The organism is Nonomuraea sp. NPDC003804 (assembly GCF_040610675.1).
Lineage (GTDB): Bacteria > Actinomycetota > Actinomycetes > Streptosporangiales > Streptosporangiaceae > Nonomuraea.
In genome coordinates this window covers 17,700-39,574 of the sequence record NZ_JBEXMT010000001.1, presented here as the reverse complement: position 1 = coordinate 39,574, position 21,875 = coordinate 17,700, and the positions used below count along the sequence as shown (strand labels likewise).

Annotated in this window: 16 protein-coding genes; 10 read left to right on the top strand and 6 right to left on the bottom strand. The window is 72.7% G+C overall.

Translation table 11 applies throughout. From position 1 onward, the window contains the following. Positions 1-76 precede the first annotated feature (76 nt). Entirely contained in the window at positions 77-1,573 is a 1,497-nt protein-coding gene (locus tag ABZX22_RS00175) for a metallophosphoesterase (RefSeq protein WP_354904275.1), read from the top strand. Positions 1,574-1,731: 158 nt separating this feature from the next. Further along, a complete protein-coding gene (locus tag ABZX22_RS00170; protein ID WP_354904272.1) occupies positions 1,732-3,327 on the top strand; it encodes a bifunctional 3'-5' exonuclease/DNA polymerase in 1,596 nt (531 codons plus the stop codon). A 4-nt stretch (positions 3,328-3,331) separates the two neighbouring features. On the opposite strand, the gene ABZX22_RS00165 is transcribed toward ABZX22_RS00170, so the two are convergent. The 6 genes from ABZX22_RS00165 to ABZX22_RS00140 form a co-directional block, all read right to left on the bottom strand. Beyond that, positions 3,332-4,579: an MFS transporter gene (locus ABZX22_RS00165; protein WP_354904269.1), complete on the bottom strand. Its 1,248-nt coding sequence runs from the start codon at positions 4,577-4,579 to the stop codon at positions 3,332-3,334. Positions 4,580-4,759: 180 nt separating this feature from the next. After that, a complete protein-coding gene (locus ABZX22_RS00160; protein ID WP_354904266.1) occupies positions 4,760-5,575 on the bottom strand; it encodes an MOSC N-terminal beta barrel domain-containing protein in 816 nt (271 codons plus the stop codon). A 253-nt stretch (positions 5,576-5,828) separates the two neighbouring features. After that, a complete protein-coding gene (locus ABZX22_RS00155) occupies positions 5,829-8,522 on the bottom strand; it encodes a protein kinase (protein WP_354904264.1) in 2,694 nt (897 codons plus the stop codon). Positions 8,523-8,675: 153 nt separating this feature from the next. Further along, entirely contained in the window at positions 8,676-10,055 is a 1,380-nt protein-coding gene (locus ABZX22_RS00150) for a DUF1116 domain-containing protein (protein ID WP_354904261.1), read from the bottom strand. Then, on the bottom strand, positions 10,052-11,404 hold the full coding sequence (locus ABZX22_RS00145) for an FdrA family protein (RefSeq protein ID WP_354904258.1): 1,353 nt from the start codon (positions 11,402-11,404) through the stop codon (positions 10,052-10,054). Before ABZX22_RS00145 ends, ABZX22_RS00150 begins: the two co-directional genes overlap by 4 nt. Beyond that, positions 11,401-12,264 (bottom strand): DUF2877 domain-containing protein, encoded by an 864-nt coding sequence (locus tag ABZX22_RS00140; RefSeq protein WP_354904256.1) that lies wholly within the window; start codon positions 12,262-12,264, stop codon positions 11,401-11,403. Before ABZX22_RS00140 ends, ABZX22_RS00145 begins: the two co-directional genes overlap by 4 nt. A gap of 110 nt (positions 12,265-12,374) precedes the next feature. Here ABZX22_RS00140 and ABZX22_RS00135 point away from each other — a divergent pair, with 110 nt between their 5' ends. From ABZX22_RS00135 to ABZX22_RS00100, 8 genes are all read left to right on the top strand, one after another. Beyond that, entirely contained in the window at positions 12,375-14,006 is a 1,632-nt protein-coding gene (locus ABZX22_RS00135; RefSeq protein ID WP_354904253.1) for a PucR family transcriptional regulator ligand-binding domain-containing protein, read from the top strand. Between the two features lie 10 nt (positions 14,007-14,016). Beyond that, entirely contained in the window at positions 14,017-14,226 is a 210-nt protein-coding gene (locus tag ABZX22_RS00130) for an RNA-binding S4 domain-containing protein (protein ID WP_354904251.1), read from the top strand. An 81-nt stretch (positions 14,227-14,307) separates the two neighbouring features. Next, positions 14,308-15,618, top strand: a complete 1,311-nt coding sequence (locus ABZX22_RS00125) for a solute carrier family 23 protein (protein WP_354904248.1) — start codon at positions 14,308-14,310, stop codon at positions 15,616-15,618. Between the two features lie 208 nt (positions 15,619-15,826). Further along, positions 15,827-17,179, top strand: coding sequence for a solute carrier family 23 protein (locus ABZX22_RS00120; protein ID WP_354904247.1), 1,353 nt, complete (start codon positions 15,827-15,829; stop codon positions 17,177-17,179). Next, complete coding sequence (locus ABZX22_RS00115) at positions 17,176-18,039, top strand: FAD binding domain-containing protein (RefSeq protein WP_354904244.1); 864 nt, start codon at positions 17,176-17,178, stop codon at positions 18,037-18,039. The genes ABZX22_RS00120 and ABZX22_RS00115 overlap by 4 nt, the downstream gene beginning before the upstream one ends. Beyond that, the gene (locus ABZX22_RS00110; RefSeq protein ID WP_354904241.1) at positions 18,029-18,511 is read left to right on the top strand and encodes a (2Fe-2S)-binding protein; all 483 of its coding nucleotides are present in this window, start codon (positions 18,029-18,031) and stop codon (positions 18,509-18,511) included. The genes ABZX22_RS00115 and ABZX22_RS00110 overlap by 11 nt, the downstream gene beginning before the upstream one ends. Beyond that, the gene (gene cutA, locus ABZX22_RS00105; protein ID WP_354904238.1) at positions 18,508-20,862 is read left to right on the top strand and encodes an aerobic carbon-monoxide dehydrogenase large subunit; all 2,355 of its coding nucleotides are present in this window, start codon (positions 18,508-18,510) and stop codon (positions 20,860-20,862) included. Before ABZX22_RS00110 ends, cutA begins: the two co-directional genes overlap by 4 nt. Next, positions 20,859-21,869 carry a leucine-rich repeat domain-containing protein gene (locus ABZX22_RS00100; protein WP_354904235.1) on the top strand — a complete coding sequence of 337 codons (1,011 nt, stop codon included), beginning with the start codon at positions 20,859-20,861 and terminating at the stop codon, positions 21,867-21,869. The genes cutA and ABZX22_RS00100 overlap by 4 nt, the downstream gene beginning before the upstream one ends. Positions 21,870-21,875 lie beyond the last annotated feature (6 nt).

Here is a 21,875-nt window from a genome sequence, read left to right as displayed (position 1 = left end):
CGACAACCGCTTGCTTGGGGGTGAAGGCTACCGCACGTGGTCGCCTGATGACAGCTTCATGAGATCAGGTAAACATATGACCATGGTCGACGTCGCCGCAGAGCGCGGAAAGCGGTCCTCCTCCCGCACCTCGGAGGAGGGCGCCGGATGGCGGTGCCAGCAGATCGGAACCTACCGTGACCTGCGCCCGGACAACGACACCTTCTCCTGGCTCAACCCCCGGACCCTCTGGCGTTCGCGCAACGAGATCCTCGCCGGCCTGTTCGGCGACCCCTCGGGAGAGGTGCGGCGGCGCTGGGTCGAGGCGCAGCGGCGGCGGGGCGTCGACGCCGACCTCAGGATCAGGCCGGGGCTCGGCAGGCGCTTCGGCTTCCTGCTCTTAGGTGATCCCGGCGAGGGCGACGCCTCCCAGTACGCGGTGGTGCCGGGGATGCTCGAGGTCGGCCGGGACACCTCCTTCGCCGTCATCGCCAGCGACGTGATCTATCCGACGGGCGCGGGCAACGAGTACCCCAACAAGTTCTTCCAGCCCTACAAGGACTACCCGGCGCCCGTCTACGCCGTTCCCGGCAACCACGACTGGTACGACGGCCTGGGCGGGTTCATGCGCGTCTTCTGCGACGCGCCGCCGCTGAAGCCCCGGCCGGACCGGGGACTGCGCGGCCTGCTGTGGCGCAAGCCCGAGCCGATCGACGAGGCGGCGCTGGCCGCGGCCCGCCGGCTGCGCGGCGCGCCGGAGCAGCAGGCCCTCCAGCCGGCCTCCTACTGGGCGATCGAGAGCGAGAGCCTGCTGATCGTCGGGATCGACACCGGGATCCGCGGACTGATCGACAAGGACCAGGTCGCGTGGCTGCGCAGGACCTCCCTGGACCCCCGGCCCAAGATCCTGGTCACCGGCAAGCCGATCTACACCCGCAACGTCCACAAGCCCTCGCCGCTGGAAGGCGGCGGGACGATCGACGACATCGTCCGCGACCCCGCGCACCGCTACGTCGCGGCCATCGGCGGCGACGTGCACAACTACCAGCGCTACCCGGTCAGGGTGGGGGACCGGGTGATCCAGTACGTCGTCGCGGGCGGGTCGGGCGCGTTCATGCACGCCACCCACACCATCGAGCGCGTGCACGTGGCCGGCGTGCACGAGGACGACTTCAGGTGCTACCCGCTGCGGGGCGACTCGCTGTCGTTCTACAGCCAGCTGTACGCCAGGCGGCTGCGCATGCGGTGGCTGTACCTGACCCCGGCCGAGGCGGCCTGCATCATGGCCGACCGCGTCAAGAACACCCCGGTCAGGCCGATCCGCCCCGAGGTGACGATCACCCGGCGGATGCGGTGGGCGGCGCGCGTGCTCGGCGCCTGGCCGATGCCGCTGCGGCTGCCGGTGGGCAGGACCTTCCACCGGTCGCTGTCGGAGCTGTCCGACTGGGACACCCCGCCGTTCTTCAAGAGCTTCCTGCACCTGGACGTGACGCCCGAGGCGCTGACGCTGCGCTGCTTCGCGGCCACGGGGTGCCTGCCGCAGGAGCTCGACCCGCCGCTGGAGGACGAGGTGACCATCCCCCTGACCCCGTGACCCCCACTACCCCCCTGACTCCCCGCGACCCCATGATCCCCGCGACCCGGTGACCTTCTGCGACCCCGTGACCCCGACCTCCTGGCCTTGTGACCGAGACCTCGTGACCCCCTGGGAGGCGCGGGAGAACTGTCGGTACGGCCTGGCAGGCTGGAGGCGTGTACGTCGCCCTGACCACTGACTCCTCGGGCGGCGGGACGCTGCGCCCGATCGAGGGCCGGGCCCGCCGCGTCGCCGACCTCGCCGCCGCCGTCGGCGAGCTGGAGCCGGGCCGCCCCCGCTGGGTCTGGGCCGACGCGCGGCAGGTCTACCCGGCGCTGCTGGCGGCGGGCGTGCGGGTGGCGCGCTGCCACGACCTGGCGCTGACCGAGGGGCTGCTGCTCGCCCACGAGGGCAGGTACGGCGAGCCGCGCTCGGCCGAGGCCGCCCACGCCAGGCTCCACGGGCTCCCGGTGCCCGACGACGGCGGCGGGCCCGCGGCCAGGCAGGACACCCTGTTCGAGCCGGAGCGGGCCGAGCTCGGCGCCGACGCGCTGGCCGAGGTGCTGCACGACCAGCTGGCCAGGATCGAGGCGCTGCCCGACCCCGGCCGCTTCCGGCTGCTGGTCGCCGCCGAGTCGGCAGGGGCGCTGGTCGCCGCCGAGCTCGGCCACGACGGCATGCCGTGGCGCAGAGACGTGCACGACGACCTGCTCACCGAACTGCTCGGCCCGCGGCCCGTCCACGGCATGCGGCCCGCCAAGCTGCAGGCGCTGGCCGACCAGGTGTCGGCCGCCTTCGGCCATCCGGTCAACCCCGACTCCGTGCAGCAGCTGGTCAAGGCGTTCAAGACGGCGGGCGTGGCGGTCAAGACCACCAGGTCGGGGGAGCTCAAGAAGATCGAGCATTCCGCCGTCGCGCCGCTGCTGGCCTATAAGGAGCTGGCCAGGCTCCACAGCTTCCACGGCTGGGCGTGGGCCGACCAGTGGGTGCGCGACGGGCGTTTCAGGGCCGAGTACGTCGTGGGCGGCGTGGTCTCCGGCCGCTGGGCCACCAGCGGCGGAGGGGCGCTGCAGATCCCCAAGGTGATGCGCAGGGTCGTGCTGGCCGACGAGGGGTGGGCGCTGATCGTGGCCGACGCCGCCCAGCTGGAGCCGCGGGTGCTGGCCGCCATGGCGGGCGACAGGGGCCTGGCCGCCGCCGCCGGCGAGATCGACCTCTACTCCGCGCTGGCCAAGGCCTTCGGCGGCGAGCGCGACCACGCCAAGATCGCGATGCTGTCCGCCATGTACGGCGGCACCAGCGGCGACGCGCCCAAGCTGCTGGCCGTGATGCGGGAGCGCTTCCCGCTCGCCTACCGGTTCGTGGAGGACGCGGCCAAGGCGGGGGAGGAGGGCAAGCTCGTCAGGTCGTGGCTGGGCCGTACCAGCCCGCCGCCGTCCCAGCGCTGGAAGCAGCTCGTCTCGGGGCCAGACGGGGCGCGGGCGGCCCGCGACCGGGGGCGCTTCACCCGCAACTTCGTCGTCCAGGCCACGGCGGCCGAGTGGGCGCTGGCCCTGCTGGCGGTGCTGCGCGGGCTGCTGCCGGAGCCGGCCAGGCTGGTGTTCTTCCAGCACGACGAGGTGATGGTGCACTGCCCGCTCGACCAGGCCGAGCAGGTGAGCGCCGCCGTGGCCGCGGCCGCCGCCGAGGCGACACGGCTGCTGTTCGGGGCGACGCCGGTGCGCTTCCCGATGGAGACGGTGACCGTCTCCTGCTACGCCGACGCCAAGTGAGCGGTCAGGCCGCGGGTGCCGCCTGACCCGGCCGTCCGCGCAGCACCAGCCAGCCGCCCGTGATCGTGACCATGACGCCGACGACCAGACCGAGCACGCCGTACGACAGCGCCCCCACGATCGCGCCCGCGACGATCGTGCCGGTCGCGCCGCAGACGTTCATCAGCAGGTCCGACAGGCCCTGCACGGCCGGACGGCGTTCGATCGCCACCGACTCCGACAGCATGGCCGAGCCCGCCACCAGCCCGCACGACCAGCCCACCCCCAGCAGGACGAGCCCCACGGTGACCTGGCCGACGCCGTGCCGGCCCGCCGTACCGGCGAGTGCCGCCGCGGCCAGCAGCAGCGCCATGCCGAGCACCAGCACGGGCACCTTGCCCAGCCGGTCGGCGAGCCAGCCGACCACCGGCGACAGCATGAACATGCCCGCGATGTGCAGGCTGAGCACCAGCCCGATGACCTCCAGGTCGGCGCCCCCGTGGTCCAGGTGGACGGGCGTCATCGACATCACCGACACCATCGCGGTGTGGCTGACGGCGATCGCGAGCAGCGCCCTGCGCGCGGTGGGGGTGGCGCGCAGGGTGTCCCAGGCGTCCCTGATCGTCCTGGATCCCGCCATGGACGCCGTCTCGGTGCCGCTCAGCTGCCTGGCGAGCGTCAGCGGGTCGGGGCGCAGACCCACCACGACGATCAGCAGCGCCACGGCGAAGGAGAGCGCGGCGACCGCGAACGGCCCTGCCGCGGGCACCAGCCCCAGGTCCCTGCCGATCGAGTCGGCCGGCCCGGCCAGGTTGGGACCGGCCACCGAGCCGATCGTCGCGGCCCACACCACCAGCGACAGGTGCCGGGCGGCGTGCCCCTGCGGTGAAAGGTCGGTGGCCGAGTAGCGGGCGGCGAGGTTGCCCGCGCTGCCGCCGCCGACCAGGACCAGCCCCGCGAGCAGCAGCGGCCACGAGCCGACGGTGATCGCCAGCACCGAGATCAGGCACCCGGTCAGCGCCGCCAGGTACGCGAGGCCGAGCCCGGCCCTGCGCCCGCCCTTGCCCGACACCTTCGCCGCCGGAAGCGCCAGCAGCGCCGCGCCGAGGACGGTGGCCGTGCCGGCCAGTCCGCTGACCGCCTCGGAGCCCGACAGCCGGAAGACGACGAGCGAGCTGAGCGCCAGCCCGACGGCCACGCCGACGCCTCCGGTGATCTGGGCGGCGGAGAGCACGGCGAGGGTACGGCGCTGCACGCCCTGTACTGACGACACTGACGGTTTTGTCGGGCTGGTGGTCACCGGTGAAGTGTCGCATAACCTCCAACATCATCCCAAAGCGGACGCTCTGGTGGGGCGGAGGGCCGGGACGCCCGGCCGCGGGCGGGGCGGGAGGTGGTCGGCCGCGGGTCGGCCGGGAGGTGACCGGGCAGTCCGGAGGCGGTCGGGAGGCGATCAGGAGGCGGTCACGGGGTCGCCGGCGCGGATCGTGCCGGGACCGTCGGGTATGAGGTTGACCGCGAACAGCAGCTTCCTGTCGATCTTGCGATGCTTACCGAGCGTGCGCAGCGGCTCCTTGCCCTTCTCCATGGTGTCGGGGTCGATCGTGGTCAGGACGCACCTGGCGCACGGCTTGGTCACGCGGAAGTCCACCTCGCCGATGCGCACCCGCTTCCAGCCGTCCTCGACGAACGGCGCCTCGGCACCCGAGACGACCACGTTCGGCCGGAACCTGGTCATGGGCAACGGCGCGGGCGGCTCCTCGCCGCGTTCGACGGCCCCTTCGGCGATCCAGTCGTTCAGCTGGCCGAGGGAGGCGATCGAGGCCAGCAGCAACGGGTAGCCGTCGGCGAGGGAGACCCGGTCCTCGGGCGTGCCGTACTCGGGGTTCACCGGACGGCGGGTCGGATCGTCCAGCCACATGAGCCGCACGGGCCTGTCCACCAGCGCCGACAGCCACGCGGCCGCGTCGTCGCCGCAGTCGGTGAGCTTGACGCGGGTGCGCCACACCTGCGTGTCGCTCAGCTCGGCGGTGGGGGTCACCAGCAACGGCGGGCGGTGGGGGCCGGTGAGCGTGAGGCGGCCGCCGGACAGCTCGGCCCTGCACGCCAGCAGCCTGGGCTCCTCCCTGGCGGTCAACATCCCTCCGTCGGGGGTGGCGACCATGTAGCGGCGGTCGTCCTTCAGACCCCATGGCTCCACCTCGGCCTCGGTGACATCGTGGCCTCGGGTGGACTTGACCGGATAGAAATGGATGCTCGCCAGCTTCATGGCGTGACGGTAGCGCACCGGCGGACGCGCCACGGTGCCCGCCCCTGCCGCTGCGCGGGTCGGGCAGCAGCAGGGGAGGCCCCGCTGTCTCCGGGCCCGGGAGCGCGGGGCCGTCTGCCGGGACAGCGGCTCGGGGGCCTGCTCACTCCGGGCCCTGCTCACCCTGGGCCCTGCTCGCTCCGGGCCCCGCTGTCTCCGGGCCCGGGAGCACGGGGCCGTCTGTCGGGACAGCAGCCCCCGGGGTGGGGGCGGGTCAGGAGGTGGGGCGGAAGGTGTCCAGGAAGATCCTGCGGGTCTGGGCCTGGTCGTCCCACTGCAGCTGCGGCATGGTGAAGGTGATCTTGAAGGCGTCCCTGTCGTCCAGCGTGACGTAGCGGGTCAGCGCCTGCATCGGCACCCCGTTGCCCTGCGTGTACTGGTACTCCCAGTCGGCCGCCTTCCACGAGCGGTACTTCACCTGCTGCAGCTGGACCTGGATGTATCCGTCGACCCCGCCGTCGGCCTCCTCGCCGGTCAGCTCGGCCAGGCCGCCGTCCTCCTGCGGCGAGACCTGCTCGACGGCGATCTTCATGCCGGAGTCCTTGGGGCCGGTGAAGATCGCCTCCCCGCCCGACGCGGACAGCTTCCACGCCTCGGGTACGGCTGCGGTGAAGCCCTCGGGGGTGTGCTCCTTGAACCCGTCGGGTACGGCCACGGCCGCCATCGGCTGCTTGACCGGCTCGGAGGCGGCCGGGGTGGCATTGGCGACGCCAGGCTCGGACGGGGAGCCGCCCGAGGTGAGGAAGAAGACCGTGGCCGCGGCGACGCCGAGGGTGGCGACGACGGTGAGGATCAGGCGCGGGGTGGGACGCCCACCGCGCATCCACCCGCCGCCGTCGGTGCTCCTCCTGCGGCCGGTGGCCGGGCGGTCGCGGCGGTCGCGGGCGCCGGGGCGGGGCTTCTCGTCCTGGGACAGCGGCCACGGGGCCTGGGCGGCCGAGTCGGGGCGCAGGCCGTCGGTCAGCGGCAGGATCGGCGGCGGCTCCGCGCCACCGCTCGCCGGAGCGGCCGACGCCGGAAACCCGCCCGACCCCGAGTTCGGAGCCCCGCCCGACCCGGAGACCGCGAACCCGCCTGATCCTGAGGTGGGGAAGCCGCCTGATCCTGAGGTGGGGAAGCCGCCTGATCCTGAGGTGGGGAAGCCGCCCGATTCTGAGGTGGGGAAGCCGCCTGATCCTGAGATGGGAAACCCACCTGAACCTGAGGTGGGGAAGCCGCCGGACGCCGATGCCTGATGCGCGCCCGAGCCCGGGGTGGGCGACGTGCCGGACCCCGACGGGGGCGGGGTGGGGTAGGGATCGGAGGAACCGCGCGGTACCTCATGGCCGCGGGGGTTCGACGAGCTCCGCGGCGCGTCGTACCCCCGCGATCCCGGCGCGCCGCCCAGGGAGTCGTACCGGTGCGGTCCTGAGGCACCTCCCAGGGAGTCGTACCTGTCCGACCCCGAGGGCCCGCCCAACGAGCCGTACCCCTGCGACCCCGAGGGCCCGTTCGACGAGCTGTATCCGGGCGACCCTGCAGGTCCGCCCAGTGCGTCGTAGCCGGGTGACTCCGCACGTCCGCCGAGCGCGTCGTACCCGGGTGACTGCGCAGGTCCGCCGAGCGCGTCGTACCCGGGCGCCCCTGCAGGGTGGCTCAGCGCGTCGTACCGGTGGGGGCCTGACGCGCCGCCCTGCGTGTCGAACCGGTGCGGTCCCGAGGGGCCGCCCAGGGAGTCGTGGCCGCCCGGCCCGCCCGGCGAGTCGTACGGTCCCTGACCGCCCGCCGCGTCGAAACCGCCCATCGAATCGAAACCGCTCGTCGAGTCGTAGCCGCTCATCGAGTCAAAACCACTCTTCACATCGGAACCACTGCTCGAACCGCCCGGCGGGCCGTCCACCGCCGGGTCGTAGGGAACCCGCACCGGCCCCGAGGGCGTCTCGACGATCCGCGAGGGCAACGGCCCCGATGGCGGGTCGAGCGGCGGCAGCAGGTGCGCGGGAGTCGAGTCCGACGGCGTCGGGATGGGCCCCGCCGATCGCGCGGCCCCGCCGCCGTGACTGGCCAGGATCCGTTCGAGCAGGCCGGCGACCTGGGCCGCGTTCATCCGCTCGGCGGGGTTCTTGCGCAGCAGCCCCTCGATGACCGGCAGCATGGCCCCGGCCCGCTGCGGCTTGACCGGCTCGTGCGTCAGCACCGCGCCGAGCACGGCGATAGCGTCGGGCCCCTCGTACGGCGGCCGCCCCTCCACGGCCGCGTAGAGGGTGGCGCCGAAGGACCACAGGTCGGCCGCCTGCGTGATGGGCTGTCCCGACAGCCGTTCCGGCGGGACGTAGGCGGGCGAGCCCATGAGCAGGCCGGTCTGCGTGATGGACACGTCGCCTTCGATGGCCGCGATGCCGAAGTCGGTCAGCACGACCCGGTCGGCGGTGAGCAGGACGTTGCCGGGTTTGACGTCGCGGTGCAGGATCCCGGCCGCGTGCGCGTGCCGGAGCGCGTCGAGCACCCTGATGCCGATCTCGGCGGCTTGGACGACGGGCAGCGGGCCGCTCTGCCGTACGGCCTGCTCCAGCGACCACGCGCGGACCAGTTCCATCACGATCCACGGCCGGCCGTCCTCCTCGACCACGTCGTGGACGGTCACGATCCCGGGGTGGCCGAGCCGCGCGGCCGAGCGGGCCTCGCGCATCATGCGCCGGTGCGCCACCTGCTTGCCGGCCTGGTCGAGCCCGTAGGGAAGGATCAGCTCCTTCACCGCGACGGGCCGGTCGAGCAGCACGTCGTGCGCGTGCCACACCATGCCCATGCCGCCTCTGCCCACGGGTGACAGCAGCTTGTACCTGCGACCGATGAGACGACCCTGGCTCTCGGCGCCCCCCGGCGCACCAGGTCCCTCGGCAGGGACCTTTCCGAGCAAGCGGTCAGACATCTCCCGCCCCCTACCTATTTCCCCTACGCCGAATTGCGAGGTTCGCCACCATATCGGCATGCGATTAGTAAACGGAAGTCGACACGCGATCAACGTAATCAAACGGCCGGCAATGGGCGGGTGGCCAGCGAGAATACGGAAACTGCTAATTGATCACTTATCGAATGCGAGTGCGTTGAGCGCGGCAATGAAGGCTTCGGCGGGCGGGCTCACCAGCCCCGCGCCGACCTGTCCCGTTCCCGCGACCCTGCCGGCGATACCGGTGTTGACGACGGGCAGCAGCCCGGTCCTGGCCACCAGGACCACGTCGATGCCGACGGGCGTGCCGCGGAAGCCGAGCCCGGGGATCTGGTAGGCGGGATGCTCGGCGAGCGTGATCTCGTACATCGAGCGGGTGGCCGTGATCGCGTCGCCCACCTCGCCGCCGACGAACCGGACGATGGCGGGCGCCGCGGCCATGGCGAAGCCGCCCAGGCCCGAGGTCTCGGTGATCGTCGAGTCGCCGATGTCGGGGTTGGCGTCGTCGGGGCCGTACGCGCCGAGGTAGAGGCCGTCGGGGACGCCCGCGGGCCCGGTGAACCAGCGGTCGCCCAGCCCGGAGACCTGCACGCCGAAGTCGGTGCCGTTGCGGGCCATGGCCACCACCAGCGACGAGCCGGGCACGCCGCGGGCGGCGTCGGTGCTGACCTTGCCGGCGGCCATGGCCGGGTTGAGGAAGAAGTGGTCGTTGCCGGCGGCGAAGCGCAGCACCTCGGCGGCGCGCGCGGGGGCCGCCTCGACCAGCGCGGGCGCCAGCTCGCGCAGGAACAGCGAGGTGGCGGCGCGGTTGCGGTTGTGCAGCTCGTCGCCCATCTGCAGCGCCTGCGCGATCATCGCGCGCAGGTCGACGGGGCCGCTGATCCGCAGCGCGTCGCGCAGGGCGGGGCCGAGCACCTCGCCCATCCAGCGCAGCCGGTCGAGCACCTCGGGGCCGTAGGCGCCGTAGCGGAGCACCTTGCCCAGGCCCTCGTTGAGGGAGCAGTAGGCGGTGCCGCCGTGCTCGGCGTCACGCACCTCGAACAGCCACATCGACGGGCTGACCACGCCCGCCATCGGGCCGACCGTGCGGTGGTGGTGGCAGGAGTCGAGGGTGACCTCGCCGGCCGCGAGGCTGCGCTCGGCCTCCTCCACCGTGGCGGCCAGGCCCTCCAGGAGCATCGCGCCGATCAGCGCGCCGCGCAGCGGGCCCGAGGCGCGCTCCCAGGTGATGGGCGGCCCCGCGTGCAGGAAGGTCCCGCGGGGCAGGCCCAGCGCGTCGGCGGCCGGCCGTACGTCGACCAGCTGGGGGCGGGCGCTCAGCAGGCGGGCGACGGCCGCCTCGTTGGCGGCGGCCCTGCGCGGGTCGGCCAGCACCCTGGCCAGCGCGTCGGCGGTGCCGGGCAGCGGCGGCCGCCAGTCGACGGCGGTCCTGGGCACGGCCTGGGCGTCCAGCGCCTGGCCGAGCAGGTCGGCGCCGACAGTGACGACGTGCGGATCGACGGGCAGCAGGCTCACGTGTCGCTCCCTGCGGCGTGCCGGGCGGCGTGGGCGTTGGAGGTGAAGACCGACGCGCCCGCCTCGTGCAGCGCCGCGGCCTGGCGGAGCAGCCCCTGCGGGTCGTTCTCGGTGCCGACCAGGGCGACCACCACCTGGACGCCCCTGCCCACCGCGGCCTCGATCGCCGGGGCGAGCCGCAGCGCCGGGTCGGGGTCGGCGCCGTGGCCGAGCACCACGTCCATCAGCGCCACCTCACCGGGCCGCACCTTGGCGAGGGCTTCCAGCCTGAGCGTCGGGTCGATCATCGGGTGCGCCCTGCCCCGCGTGAAGACGTCGTCGCCGTAGTCGACGAAGCCGCCGGGCGTGATCAGCGACGCCTCGGTGCACAGCGTGCCGCCGGAGTACAGGCCCCTCACCGGGCCGCGCGCGACCGGTCTGCTCCAGGACGGCCAGGCGGGCGGCGTGCGGCCGAGCGCCTCCAGCGCGCTCTCCGCGGCCGAGGTGAGGTCGCCGCCCGAGGTGCCCAGCAGCGCCTGGACGACGGGCGTGCGCAGCTTCTCCACGACCTCCTGGACGGCCCGCGCCACCTCGGGCGCGGGCGGCTTGGAGACGAGCACGATCAGCTCGGTGGCCGGATCGTCGTCCAGCCGGCGCAGCGCCCGCATCGCCGACAACCCGCCCACCTGGGCCGACAGGTCCCGGCTGCCCACCCCGAGCACGTGGCTGACGCCCACGCCCGCCAGATCGAGCAGGGAGGTCACCTGCTGGGCCCCGGTGCCGGAGGCGGCCACGACGCCGACGGGCCCGGGGCGCAGCACGTTGGCGAATCCGAGCCCCGCCCCGCCGATCACCGCGGTGCCGCAGTCGGGACCCATGACCAGTCCACCGCGCTCCTCGGCCAGCCGCTTGAGCAGCACCTCCTGCTCCGCCGGCACGTTGTCGCTGAAGATCATCACCGGCACGCCGGCCTCGACGGCGTCGAGCGCCTCGGCGAAGGCGTGCTCGCCCGGCACCGAGACCAGCACGAGGTCGGCCGCGCCCGCCCTGATCGCCGAGCGGGTCGTGCGCGGCGGGACGTCGGAGGCGTGGGCGGGCAAGCGGCCCGACAGCTCCGTCAGCAGGCGGTCGAGCTCGCCTGACGCGGCCGTCACGTCCTGGGCCCTGATCGCCACCAGCAGCTCGGCCGCGGCCGGCGCGGCGGCGGGAACCTCGAAGCCCAGCTCCCTGGCCAGGTCGAGGTTGAGGGGTGTGGCCATCGCGATGACGGCCACGTCCACGCCCGGCATGGCCGACAGCGACTGGCTGACCCGCATCAGGCTCACCGAGTCGTGGTAGACGCCGGCGACCAGTTTCACCAGGGTGTTCATGGGGCCGCTCCGAGGGCCAGCACCGCGTCCAGGCCGATGCGCACGCCCTGGGCCAGATCGGCGCCCGAGGTGTGCCCCAGGCGCAGCAGCCGCCTCAGCGCGGGCTCGATCGGCTGCAGGCCGGCGATGCCGCGCAGGACGCCCGTCACCTCGGGGCTGGCCTCGCCTCTGGCGGCGCAGTGCAGGAGGGTCGCCGAGATCGGCGTGGTACGGGTGCCGGCGTCGAAGGTGACGGCGGCGGCCAGCCAGTCGGCCAGCCACACCGCCCGCCCGACCCGCGCGGCCGCGCCCAGGTGGCGCAGCGCCACCAGCAGGCCGGCCAGCACGTCGTCGCCGCTCGGCGTGAGGCCGGGGCCGAGCCCCACCAGCTGCTCGGCCGCGGTGACCGCGCGCACCAGCGACGCCTGCGCGCAGCCGGCCGCCAGCTGGGAGATGGCGGCGTTGCCCTCCAGCCCGGGCCTTCTGGCCGTCTGCGGCGACATCGCGGGTACGGCCCCGGCCAGCCGTGCGAGCTCCACGGGCGGCAGCGGAGGCGCCGGATCCCACCAGCGCCGCGCCTTCACCCGGTAGCGGCCGACCTCGATGACCCCGTCACCCACGACCGCCTCGTCGCCCACGCTCACCCGGGGCAGCTCGCCGGCCAGCACCACCGCGTTCGGCAGCCTGGTCGCCTCGCCGGTCACCATCGCGATCACCGAGGGCTCCAGCTGGGTCCGCACCTCCAGGTACACCCCCACCGGCACCGTCGCCAGCACGCGGGCGGGCATCCTGGCCGACTCCAGCACAGGGCGCACGGCCGCGCTGGCCGCCCCGGTGAGGTGGATGCGCGGCTGGACCCGTCTCTGCGTGCCGAGCGTCATGGACCCGACGGTAGAGCGGCCCCCCACACCTCCGTACGGAGAAATGTGCCAACACTCCATCAAAAGGTTGGCTCTTCCTGACACACAGGGTCATCGGTAACAATCGCCTCATGGAGCCACCTGTCCGCCTGGCCAGCACCGGAACGATCATCCACGGCGTTTCGGTGGGCGAGGTGCTGGGCGTCTCCACGCTGGCGAAGGCCAGACTGATCGCGGGGAAGGCGGGCCTCGACCGGATCGTCCAGCGGCTCAACGTGATGGAGGTCCCCGACGTCCTGGCCTGGGTCAAGCCGCACGAGTTGCTGCTCACCACCGGCTACCCGCTGCGCAACACCCCCCAGTCGCTCGACCGCCTGGTCGCCGACCTCGACGAGCGCGGCCTGGCCGCGCTGGCCATCAAGCTCGGCCGCTACCTGGACGAGCTGCCCGACGAGATGGTCGCCCAGGCCGACAGGCTCGGCTTCCCGCTGATCCTGCTGCCCAACGACGTCGGCTTCGACGACATCCTCAACCAGGTGCTCACCGACATCCTCAACCGGCAGGCGGCCGTGCTCGTCCGCGCGGAGGAGGCGCACCGGGCGCTGGTGCAGGTGGTGCTGGCCGGCGGCGGCCTCGGCGAGGTCACCGCCGAGGTCGCGGGGCTGCTGGACGTGGCCGTGGTCGCCGTCGACTGCGCGGGCAGGCTGCTGGCCGCCGCGGGGCCGCCCGAGCACGTGGCCGCCCTGCGCCGGCTGTCCGACCCCGCGGGCCGTACCGGGGACGATCCGGCGGGCCGTGCCAGGGGCGCCGATCCCGCGGGCCGTAGCGGCCACTACGCCTCCGTCCCTGTCGTGGCGGGCGGCCACCACCACGGCAGGATCCTCGCCCACAGCCCCGCGGGCGTGATCCGCGACAGCGACATCGGCATCCTGGAACGTGCCGCCACCGTCGCCGCGCTCGTCATCACCCGGCAGGACGCGGTCAACGCGGTCGAGAGCAAGTACCGCGCCGATTTCCTGCGCGACGTCCTGACCGGCAGGGCGGGCTCGGCCGAGCGGATCGCCAACCGGTCGCGCGCCTTCGGCTGGGACCTCGAACGCCCCGTGACCGTCCTGGTCGCCGAGCTCGACCCGGAAGGCGACGAGCGCACCGCGCAGGACCGGCTGGTCACCTCGTGGACCTCCGCCATGCGCCGGCACGACCCGAACGGCGCGGTCGCCGGCTTCTCCCACGAGGTGGTCGCCGTCGTCGACGCCGCCGTGGACAGCGCGCGGGTGGCCAGGGACGCGGCCGCGTCCTTCGCCGACGCCATCTCCGCCGGGACCTTCTCCACCGGCACCAGCCGTACCTGCCCAGGCGCCGACAGCCTGCCCGAGGCCTACAGCCAGGCGCTGAAGGCGGCCAGGGTCGGCCGCCAGCTGCACGGCCCCGGCGCGATCGCGCACTTCGACCAGCTCGGCGTCTACCGCCTGCTGTCGCTGGTCAACGACACCGCCGAGCTGCACGCCTTCGTGCGCGAGACGCTCGGAGCGCTGGCCACCGACGACGACAGCGACAACGCCGACCTGCGCAGGACGCTGCAGGTGCTGCTGGAGACGAACCTGAACGTCGCCGAGACGGCCAGGCGGCTGCACTTCCACTACAACACGCTGCGCTACCGCATCGGCAAGCTCGAACGCCTCCTCGGCAACTTCACCGAGGACCCCCACCTGCGCCTCAACCTGACCCTGGCCCTGCACGTGCTGCGCATGCGGGGCATCTAGGCTGGGGTGCGTGGATCTGGACTTCGAGCTCAACTCCGACTACATCCCGCTGTGCGACCTGCTGAAGTACTGCGGCGTCACCGAGACCGGCGGGATGGCCAAGCACCTGATCGCCGAGGGCATGGTGTTGGTCGACGGAGAGGTGGAGCTCCGCAAGACCTGCAAGATCAGGCCCGGTCAGGTGGTCAGCGGCGAGGGGTTCAGCATCCACGTCGCCTGATGACCGCCCGGCTTCCCACTGCCTCTAAGGTTCTCTCCGACATCACGTAGGAGACGTAACCGCAGGTTGGGAAGTGGTCCGATGGCATTGGGATGGAAGCTGCACGGCGAGGGGAAGGCGCCGGCGGCCGGTGAGGTGGTCAGGCCGGGCGAGCGGCTGACGTGGCCGCGCATGGTGGGGTTCGGCGCGCAGCACGTGATCGCGATGTTCGGCGCGACGTTCGTCTTCCCGCTGGTGATGGGCCTGGACGCGAACCTCGCCGTCATGATGTCGGGGGTCGCGACGATCCTCTTCCTGCTGATCGTGAAGGGACGGATCCCGAGCTACGTCGGATCGAGCGCGTCGTTCGTCGGCGCGGTGGTGGCCATCAGGGCCGCGGGCGGCGGCGACGGCACCGTGACCGGCGCGCTGCTGGCGGTCGGCGTGGTGCTCGGGCTGGCGGGCCTGGCGATCCACCTGCTGGGCGTGCGGATCATCAACAGGGTCTTCCCCCCGGTCGTCACCGGCGGGGTGGTCATGCTGATCGGGTTCGGCATGGCCTACGTGGCGGCCGACGTCTACTGGCCGCAGGACCCGTGGGTGGCCCTCATCACGATGATCGCCACGTTCGTGTTCGTCGGCGTCCTGCGCGGCTTCCTCGGCCGGATCGGCGTGCTGCTCGGGCTGGTCTTCGGGTTCGTCCTGTCCTGGGTGTGGGACCGCGTGGGCGGGCCGATCACCTCGCCCGGCGGCGACGGGAAGGTCACCGAGCACTTCAGGGTGAGCTTCGACCAGGTCGCCGCGGCCGACTGGATCGGGCTGCCGACGCTGCACGGCCCCGTGTTCGAGGTGTCGGCGATCGTGCTGGTGCTGCCGGTGGTCATCGCCCTGATCGCCGAGAACGTCGGCCACGTCAAGGCGGTGGGCGAGATGACCGGCACCGACGTCGACCCCTACCTGGGGCGGGCGGTCATGGCCGACGGCGTCGGCACGGTGGTCTCGACCGCGGTCGGCGGCCCGGCCACCACCACCTACGCGGAGAACATCGGCGTCATGGCGGCGACCAGGGTCTACTCCACGGCCGCCTACTACGTCGCGGCGGTGATCGCGATCCTGTTCGGGCTGTGCCCGAAGTTCGGCGCGCTGGTCGCCGCCACGCCCGGCGGCGTGCTCGGCGGCGTGACGACCATCCTGTACGGCATGATCGGCCTGCTCGGCGCCAAGATCTGGATCGAGAACAAGGTCGACCTCGACGACCCCGTCAACCTGGTGCCGGTCGGCGCCGGCGTCATCTGCGCGATCGGGCCCGTGGCCTTCCCCGTGACCGGCACCTTCGCCCTCAGCGGCATCGCCCTCGGCACCGTCGTCGTGCTGGCCGGCTACCACGCGCTGCGCGCCGTCAACAGGAACTGACCGCCCTGGTCGGGGGTGGGGGTCTGTGCCGCGGGGTACGGCGTGCGGTAGCGGTCGGTCATCGGCGGCGCATGACCCGGCTTGCCGTACGAGATCCGGAACGTTGGCAGATCATGCCGGTGAACGCCCGCCGGAGACGTCCTAATGTGCCCGCAACGGCCTGCGGGGCGGCCACCGAACCGATGGAGCGCGAAACAGAGGGGCTCTCATGGTTTTGGGTTGGACCAAACACGGAGACGGCAAGCATCTGGGCCCCGGAGAGGTCGTCAAGCCTGACGAGCGCCTCTCCTGGCCCCGCATGGTGGGGTTCGGCGCGCAGCACGTGATCGCGATGTTCGGCGCGACGTTCGTGTTCCCGCTGGTCATGGGCCTCGACCCGAACGTCGCGATCATGATGTCCGGTGTCGCGACGATCCTCTTCCTGCTGATCGTCAAGGGGAAGATCCCCAGCTACCTCGGCACCAGCGCCTCCTTCGTCGGCGGCGTGCTGGCCATCAGGGCGGCCTTCGGCGGCGACACGCCGGCCGTCGACGCCATCGTGACCGGCGCCATCCTCGTCGCCGGGTTCGTGCTGTTCCTCGCGGGCGTGGCGATCCACGTGCTGGGCGTGGAGATCATCCACAAGATCTTCCCGCCGGTGGTCACCGGCGGGGTGGTCATGCTGATCGGCTTCGGGCTGGCGTTCGTCGTCGCCGACGTCTACTGGCCGCAGGACCAGTGGATCGCGATGATCACGATGGTGATCACCTTCGTGGTGATCGTCGCCTTCAAGGGGTTCATCGGCCGCATCGGCATCCTCATCGGGCTGATCGCGGGGTTCGCGCTGTCCTGGGCGGCCGACCGGATCTTCGGCGACATCACCGCCTTGAACGCCGCCACCAGCAAGATCGACACCCATCCCCGGCTCAACCTGAGCGCCATCGCCGACGCCCCCTGGATCGGGCTGCCCAACATGCACCTGCCCGACATCAGGTTCTCGGCCGCCCTGCTGGTGCTGCCCGCGGTGATCGCGCTGATCGCCGAGAACATCGGCCATGTCAAGGCGGTCGGCCAGATGACCGGCACCGACGTCGACCCCTACATGGGCCGCGCGGTCGCCGCCGACGGCATCGGCACGATGGTCACCAGCGCGGTCGGCGGCTCGCCCACCACCACCTACGCCGAGAACATCGGCGTCATGGCCGCCACCCGCGTCTACTCCACCGCCGCCTACTACATCGCCGGCATCATCGCCATCCTGTTCGGGCTGTGCCCGAAGTTCGGCGCGCTGGTGGCCGCCACGCCGGGCGGCGTGCTGGGCGGTGTCACCGTGATCCTCTACGGCATGATCGGTCTTCTCGGCGCCAAGATCTGGGTCGAGAACAGGGTCGACTTCTCCGACCCCGTCAACATGGTCCCCATCGGGGCGGGCATCATCATGGCGATCGGACCGGTCAAACACATGATCACCAGCGACTTCACCCTGGAGGGCATCGCGCTCGGCACCATCGTGGTGGTGGGCGGCTATCACCTGCTGCGCGTGATAGCGGGCCGGACACCGGCGAGGGAGCACACCGGGTGAAGCCGGCCCCGTTCGTCTACCACGCCCCACGCGACCTCGACGAGGCCATGGCGGTCCTGGCCGAGGCGGGGGCGCACGGCAAGGTGCTGGCCGGGGGCCAGAGCCTGATCCCGCTGCTCAACATGCGCCTGGCCGCGCCCGAGCAGCTGGTCGACATCAACCGCGTCGCCGCCCTCGAACCCTTCGGGATCGAGGGGGCGGGCGTGCGCGTCGGCGCGCTGGCCCGCCATTCCCAGGTCGAGCGCTCGGCCGAGGTCGCGCGGGCGCAGCCGCTGCTGCGCCAGGCGCTCAAGCTGGTCGCGCACCCGGTGATCCGCAACCGCGGCACCGTCGTCGGCAGCCTGGTGCACGCCGACCCCGCCGCCGAGCTGCCCGCCGTCCTGGCGCTGCTCGAGGGCACGGTACGGCTGGCCCGCGTCGACGTCGAACGCGACGTGCCGGCGAGCGAGTTCTTCACCGGGCCGCTCGAATCGGCCCTGGAAGCGGGCGAGCTGGCCGTCTCGGCCTACTTCCCCGCGCTGCCCGAACGGGCCGGCACGGCCTTCGTCGAGGTGGCCAGGCGGCACGGCGACTACGCGCTGGCCGGCGTCGCCGCCCTGGTCCGGCTCGACGACGACCTGCGGGTGGCCACCGCGAAGGTCGCCTGCGTCGGCGTCGGGCCCGTCCCGATGGTGGCCGACGTGAGCGAGGAGTGCGAGCGCCGTCCCGCCTCGACCGTCGACTGGGCGGGCGTGGCGCGTGCCGTACAGGACGGGACCGAACCGGAGGCGGACATCCACGCGACCGCCGAGTACCGCAGGCACCTGGTCGGGGTGCTGGCCGTGCGGGCACTGACGGAGGCGGCGAGAAATGCGGCATGACATCACGCTGGTCGTCAACGGCGTCACCCGGCGGGTCAGCGTGCCCGCGCGCCGCCTGCTGTCCGACTGCCTGCGCCACGACCTCGGGCTGACCGGCACCCACGTGGGCTGCGAGCACGGGGTGTGCGGCTGCTGCACGGTGCTGCTCGACGGCGAGCCGGTGCGCTCGTGCCTGACCTTCGCGGTCACCGTCGACGGCAGGCGGATCACCACCGTCGAGGGACTGGCCGGGCCCGACGGGCTCTCGCCCGTGCAGCGCGCCTTCGCCGAGTGCCACGGGCTGCAGTGCGGCTTCTGCACCCCGGGGTTCCTCTGCACGGTCACCGCGCTGCTGGAGGAGAACCCTTCGCCCACCGACGAGGAGATCGTGGACGGGATCTCCGGGAACCTGTGCAGGTGCACCGGCTACCAGAACATCGTCAAGTCCGTCCACCGGGCGGCCGAGCTGATCGAGGAGGAGGAGAGCAGATGACGACGCGGCTGTTCGGAGAGCGGATCCAGCGCAAGGAGGACCCCCGCCTGCTGACCGGGCAGGGCCGCTTCCTGGACGACCTGGGCCGCGACGCCCTGGCCGTCGCCTTCGTCCGCTCCCCGCACGCGCACGCCCGCATCCTCGACATCGACGTCTCCGGCGCGCTCGACGTCGAGGGCCTGGTCGCCGTCTACACCTGGGAGGACCTGCCGGGCCGCGTCGCCGAGCCGCTGCCGCTGCTCATCCCGCACCCCGCGCTCACCCACGGCCGTACCGCCTACCCGCTGGCCAAGGAGTTCGTCCGGCACGTCGGCGAGCCCGTCGTCATGGTCGTCGCCGAGGACCGCTACCTGGCCGAGGACGCCTGCGCCCGCATCCACGTCCACTACGAGCTGCTCAAGCCGGTCGTCGGCATCGAGGAGGCGGCCCAGGGCGCCGCCCTCGTCCACGACGACGTGCCCGGCAACATCGGCGCGCACCTCGTGCAGGAGGTGCCCTCCAGGGAGGGGAGGAGCGCCCGCGAGGCGATCGAGGCCGCGCCGCACACCCTCGCCTTCCGGCTCGACATCGAGCGCAGTGCCAGCATCCCGCTGGAGGGCCGCGGCGTCCACGCCCGCTGGGACGGCACCGACCTGCGCGTCCATTCCTCCACCCAGACCTCCACCAGCGTGCGGATGGCGATCGCCGCCAAGCTCGGCCTGCCCCTGCCGCACGTCGAGGTGATCGCGCCCGACGTCGGCGGCGGCTTCGGCGTGAAGATCGTGCACCCGTGGCCCGAGGAGATCCTGGTGCCCTGGGCGGCGATGCTGCTGGGCCGCGAGCTGAAGTGGACCGAGGACCGGCGCGAGCACTTCATCTCCTCGGCGCACGAGCGCGGCCAGGTCCAGCACGTGCGGGTCGGCTTCGACGACGAGGGCCGGGTGCTCGGCCTGGACGTGACGATCCTGCACGACCACGGCGCCTACACGCCGTACGGGATCATCGTGCCGATCATCACCTCGACGCAGCTGCTCGGCCCCTACAAGATCGGCGCCTACCGGGTCGCGTTCAGCTCGATCTACACCAACACCGTGCAGGTCACGCCGTACCGGGGCGCGGGCCGCCCGCAGGGCGTGTTCTGCATGGAGCGGACCATGGACAAGATCGCCCAGTACCTCGGCAAGGACCGCACCGAGGTGCGCTCGGCCAACTTCATCCAGCCCGAGGACTTCCCCTACGACCAGGGCATGATCTTCCAGGACGGCCGGCCGCTGATCTACGACAGCGGCGACTACCCCGCCATGCTCGCCATGCTGAAGCGGCTCATCGGCTGGGACGACTTCGAGAGGCGGCCGGGCCTCGGCATCGGCGTCGGCTGCTACGTCGAGGGCACCGGCGTCGGGCCGTACGAAGGCGGGCACGTGCAGGTCACCTCCGACGGGCGCGTGCACGTCTCGACCGGCCTCACCTCGCAGGGGCAGGGCCACGAGACGGTGTTCGCGCAGATCGCCGCCACCGAACTCGGCGTGCCGATCGAGCGGGTGTCCGTGGTCACCGGCGACACCCGCAGGTTCGGGTACGCCGTGGGCACCTTCGCCTCCCGGGCGGCCGTCATGAGCGGCAACGCCATCGCCCTGGCCTGCCGGAAGGTGCGCGAGAAGGCGCTGCGCATCGCGGCCGACGCGCTGGAGGCCGACCCGCGCGACCTGGAGATCACCGACGGCGTCGTCCACGTCGTGGGCGCCCCGACGGCCGCCATCCCGCTGTCGACGGTGGCGGTGCTGTCCAACCCGCTGCGCTACTCCTTCGACGCCGAGACCGCCAAGGCGACGCAGTTCTCCGGCACCGGGTCCTTCGACAAGCCGCCCGTCGCCGAGGGCGACGAGCCGGGGCTGGAGGGCCGCGACTACTACTCGCCGCTGCGCTCCACCTTCGCCGCCGGCATGCACGCCGCGATCGTCGAGACCGACAAGGACACCGCCGAGATCCGCATCCTGCGCTACGCCGTCGTCCACGACTGCGGCAGGCTCATCAACCCGATGATCGTCGAGGGCCAGATCCACGGCGGCGTCGCCCAGGGCGTGGGCGGCGCGCTGTACGAGCGGATGGTCTACGACTCGCACGGCCAGCTGCTCAACGCCTCCTTCATGGACTTCCTCATGCCGTACGCCACGGAGATCCCGCGCATCGAGACCGACCATCTCGAGACGCCCTCCCCGCTCAACCCGCTGGGCATCAAGGGCGCAGGCGAGGCGGGTGTCATCCCGGTGGCCGCGGTGATCGCCGGCGCGGTCGAGGACGCCGAAGGACTGGCCGTCGACCGGATGCCGATCTCGCCGTCGGAGCTGTTCCATCTAAGATCCGGCGGGTGAGCGAACTACGAGCACCCGCGGCGGGCCTGACCGAGCTGCCCGCCGTGCCCGCCGACGTCCGGCTGATCGACCTGGCCTGGAACGCGCTGACCGAGCTGCCCGCCCGGGTGGGCGAGCTGGCACTGCTGGAGGAGCTGCGGCTCGACGGCAACCGGCTCGCCTCGCTGCCCGCGCTGCCGTCCTCGCTCAGGGCGCTGCACGTCGACGGCAACCGGCTGACCCGGCTGCCCGCGTGCCCGCCGGCGCTGGAGGCCCTGTTCGTGTACGGCAACGCCCTGACGAGCCTGCCCGCCGAGCTCGGCCCGCTCAGACACCTGGCGGCCGGCGGCAACCGGCTGACGGAGGTGCCCGCCGCGGTGTGGCGCCTGGAGCGTCTCGAATCACTCAACCTCGCCGAGAACCGGCTCACCCGCCTGCCGGAGGCGATCGGCGGCCTGGGCCGCCTCCGGATGCTGGACCTGGCCCACAACGAGCTGCGCGAGATCCCGCCGGCCATCGGCGAGCTCGACCTGACCGACTACCTCTACCTCGGCGACAACGCCTTCACCTCGGTGCCCGAGACGCTGGGCAAGCTGACCCGCCTGGCCTACCTCAACCTGGCCGACAACGCCATCGCCGAGCTTCCTGACACGATCGGCGGGATGGCGGCGCTCAAGGAGCTGCGGCTGTCAGGCAACAGGCTGGCCACGCTGCCCGGGACGGTCGGCGGCCTGGGCGAGCTGCGCGAGCTGCACCTGCGGGGCAACCGGCTGACCCGGCTGCCCGCGCTGCCGGCCGGGCTGCGCCTGCTCGACCTGCGCGACAACCATCTCCCCGAGATCCCCTTCCTCGGGAACCTGGCCGCGCTGACGCACCTCGACCTGCGCAACAACCGGCTGCGCGCGGTGCCGTCCTGGCTGGGCGAGCTGCCCGCGCTGGAGAAGCTGGACCTGCGGTGGAACAAGCTCGACGGCGGCACCGCCGTCCTGCGGGACCTGCGGGCGCGCGGCTGCGTCGTGCTGCGCTGAACGGCG

What these genes read in the sequence shown, in the direction of transcription:
- ABZX22_RS00175 (WP_354904275.1), top strand. Translation starts at nt 77, where the DNA reads ATGACCATGGTCGACGTCGCCGCAGAGCGCGGAAAGCGGTCCTCCTCC.
- ABZX22_RS00160 (WP_354904266.1), bottom strand. Translation starts at nt 5,575, where the DNA reads ATGAAGCTGGCGAGCATCCATTTCTATCCGGTCAAGTCCACCCGAGGC.
- ABZX22_RS00155 (WP_354904264.1), bottom strand. Translation starts at nt 8,522, where the DNA reads ATGTCTGACCGCTTGCTCGGAAAGGTCCCTGCCGAGGGACCTGGTGCG.
- ABZX22_RS00145 (WP_354904258.1), bottom strand. Translation starts at nt 11,404, where the DNA reads ATGAACACCCTGGTGAAACTGGTCGCCGGCGTCTACCACGACTCGGTG.
- ABZX22_RS00140 (WP_354904256.1), bottom strand. Translation starts at nt 12,264, where the DNA reads ATGACGCTCGGCACGCAGAGACGGGTCCAGCCGCGCATCCACCTCACC.
- ABZX22_RS00135 (WP_354904253.1), top strand. Translation starts at nt 12,375, where the DNA reads ATGGAGCCACCTGTCCGCCTGGCCAGCACCGGAACGATCATCCACGGC.
- ABZX22_RS00125 (WP_354904248.1), top strand. Translation starts at nt 14,308, where the DNA reads ATGGCATTGGGATGGAAGCTGCACGGCGAGGGGAAGGCGCCGGCGGCC.
- ABZX22_RS00120 (WP_354904247.1), top strand. Translation starts at nt 15,827, where the DNA reads ATGGTTTTGGGTTGGACCAAACACGGAGACGGCAAGCATCTGGGCCCC.
- ABZX22_RS00110 (WP_354904241.1), top strand. Translation starts at nt 18,029, where the DNA reads ATGCGGCATGACATCACGCTGGTCGTCAACGGCGTCACCCGGCGGGTC.
- cutA (WP_354904238.1), top strand. Translation starts at nt 18,508, where the DNA reads ATGACGACGCGGCTGTTCGGAGAGCGGATCCAGCGCAAGGAGGACCCC.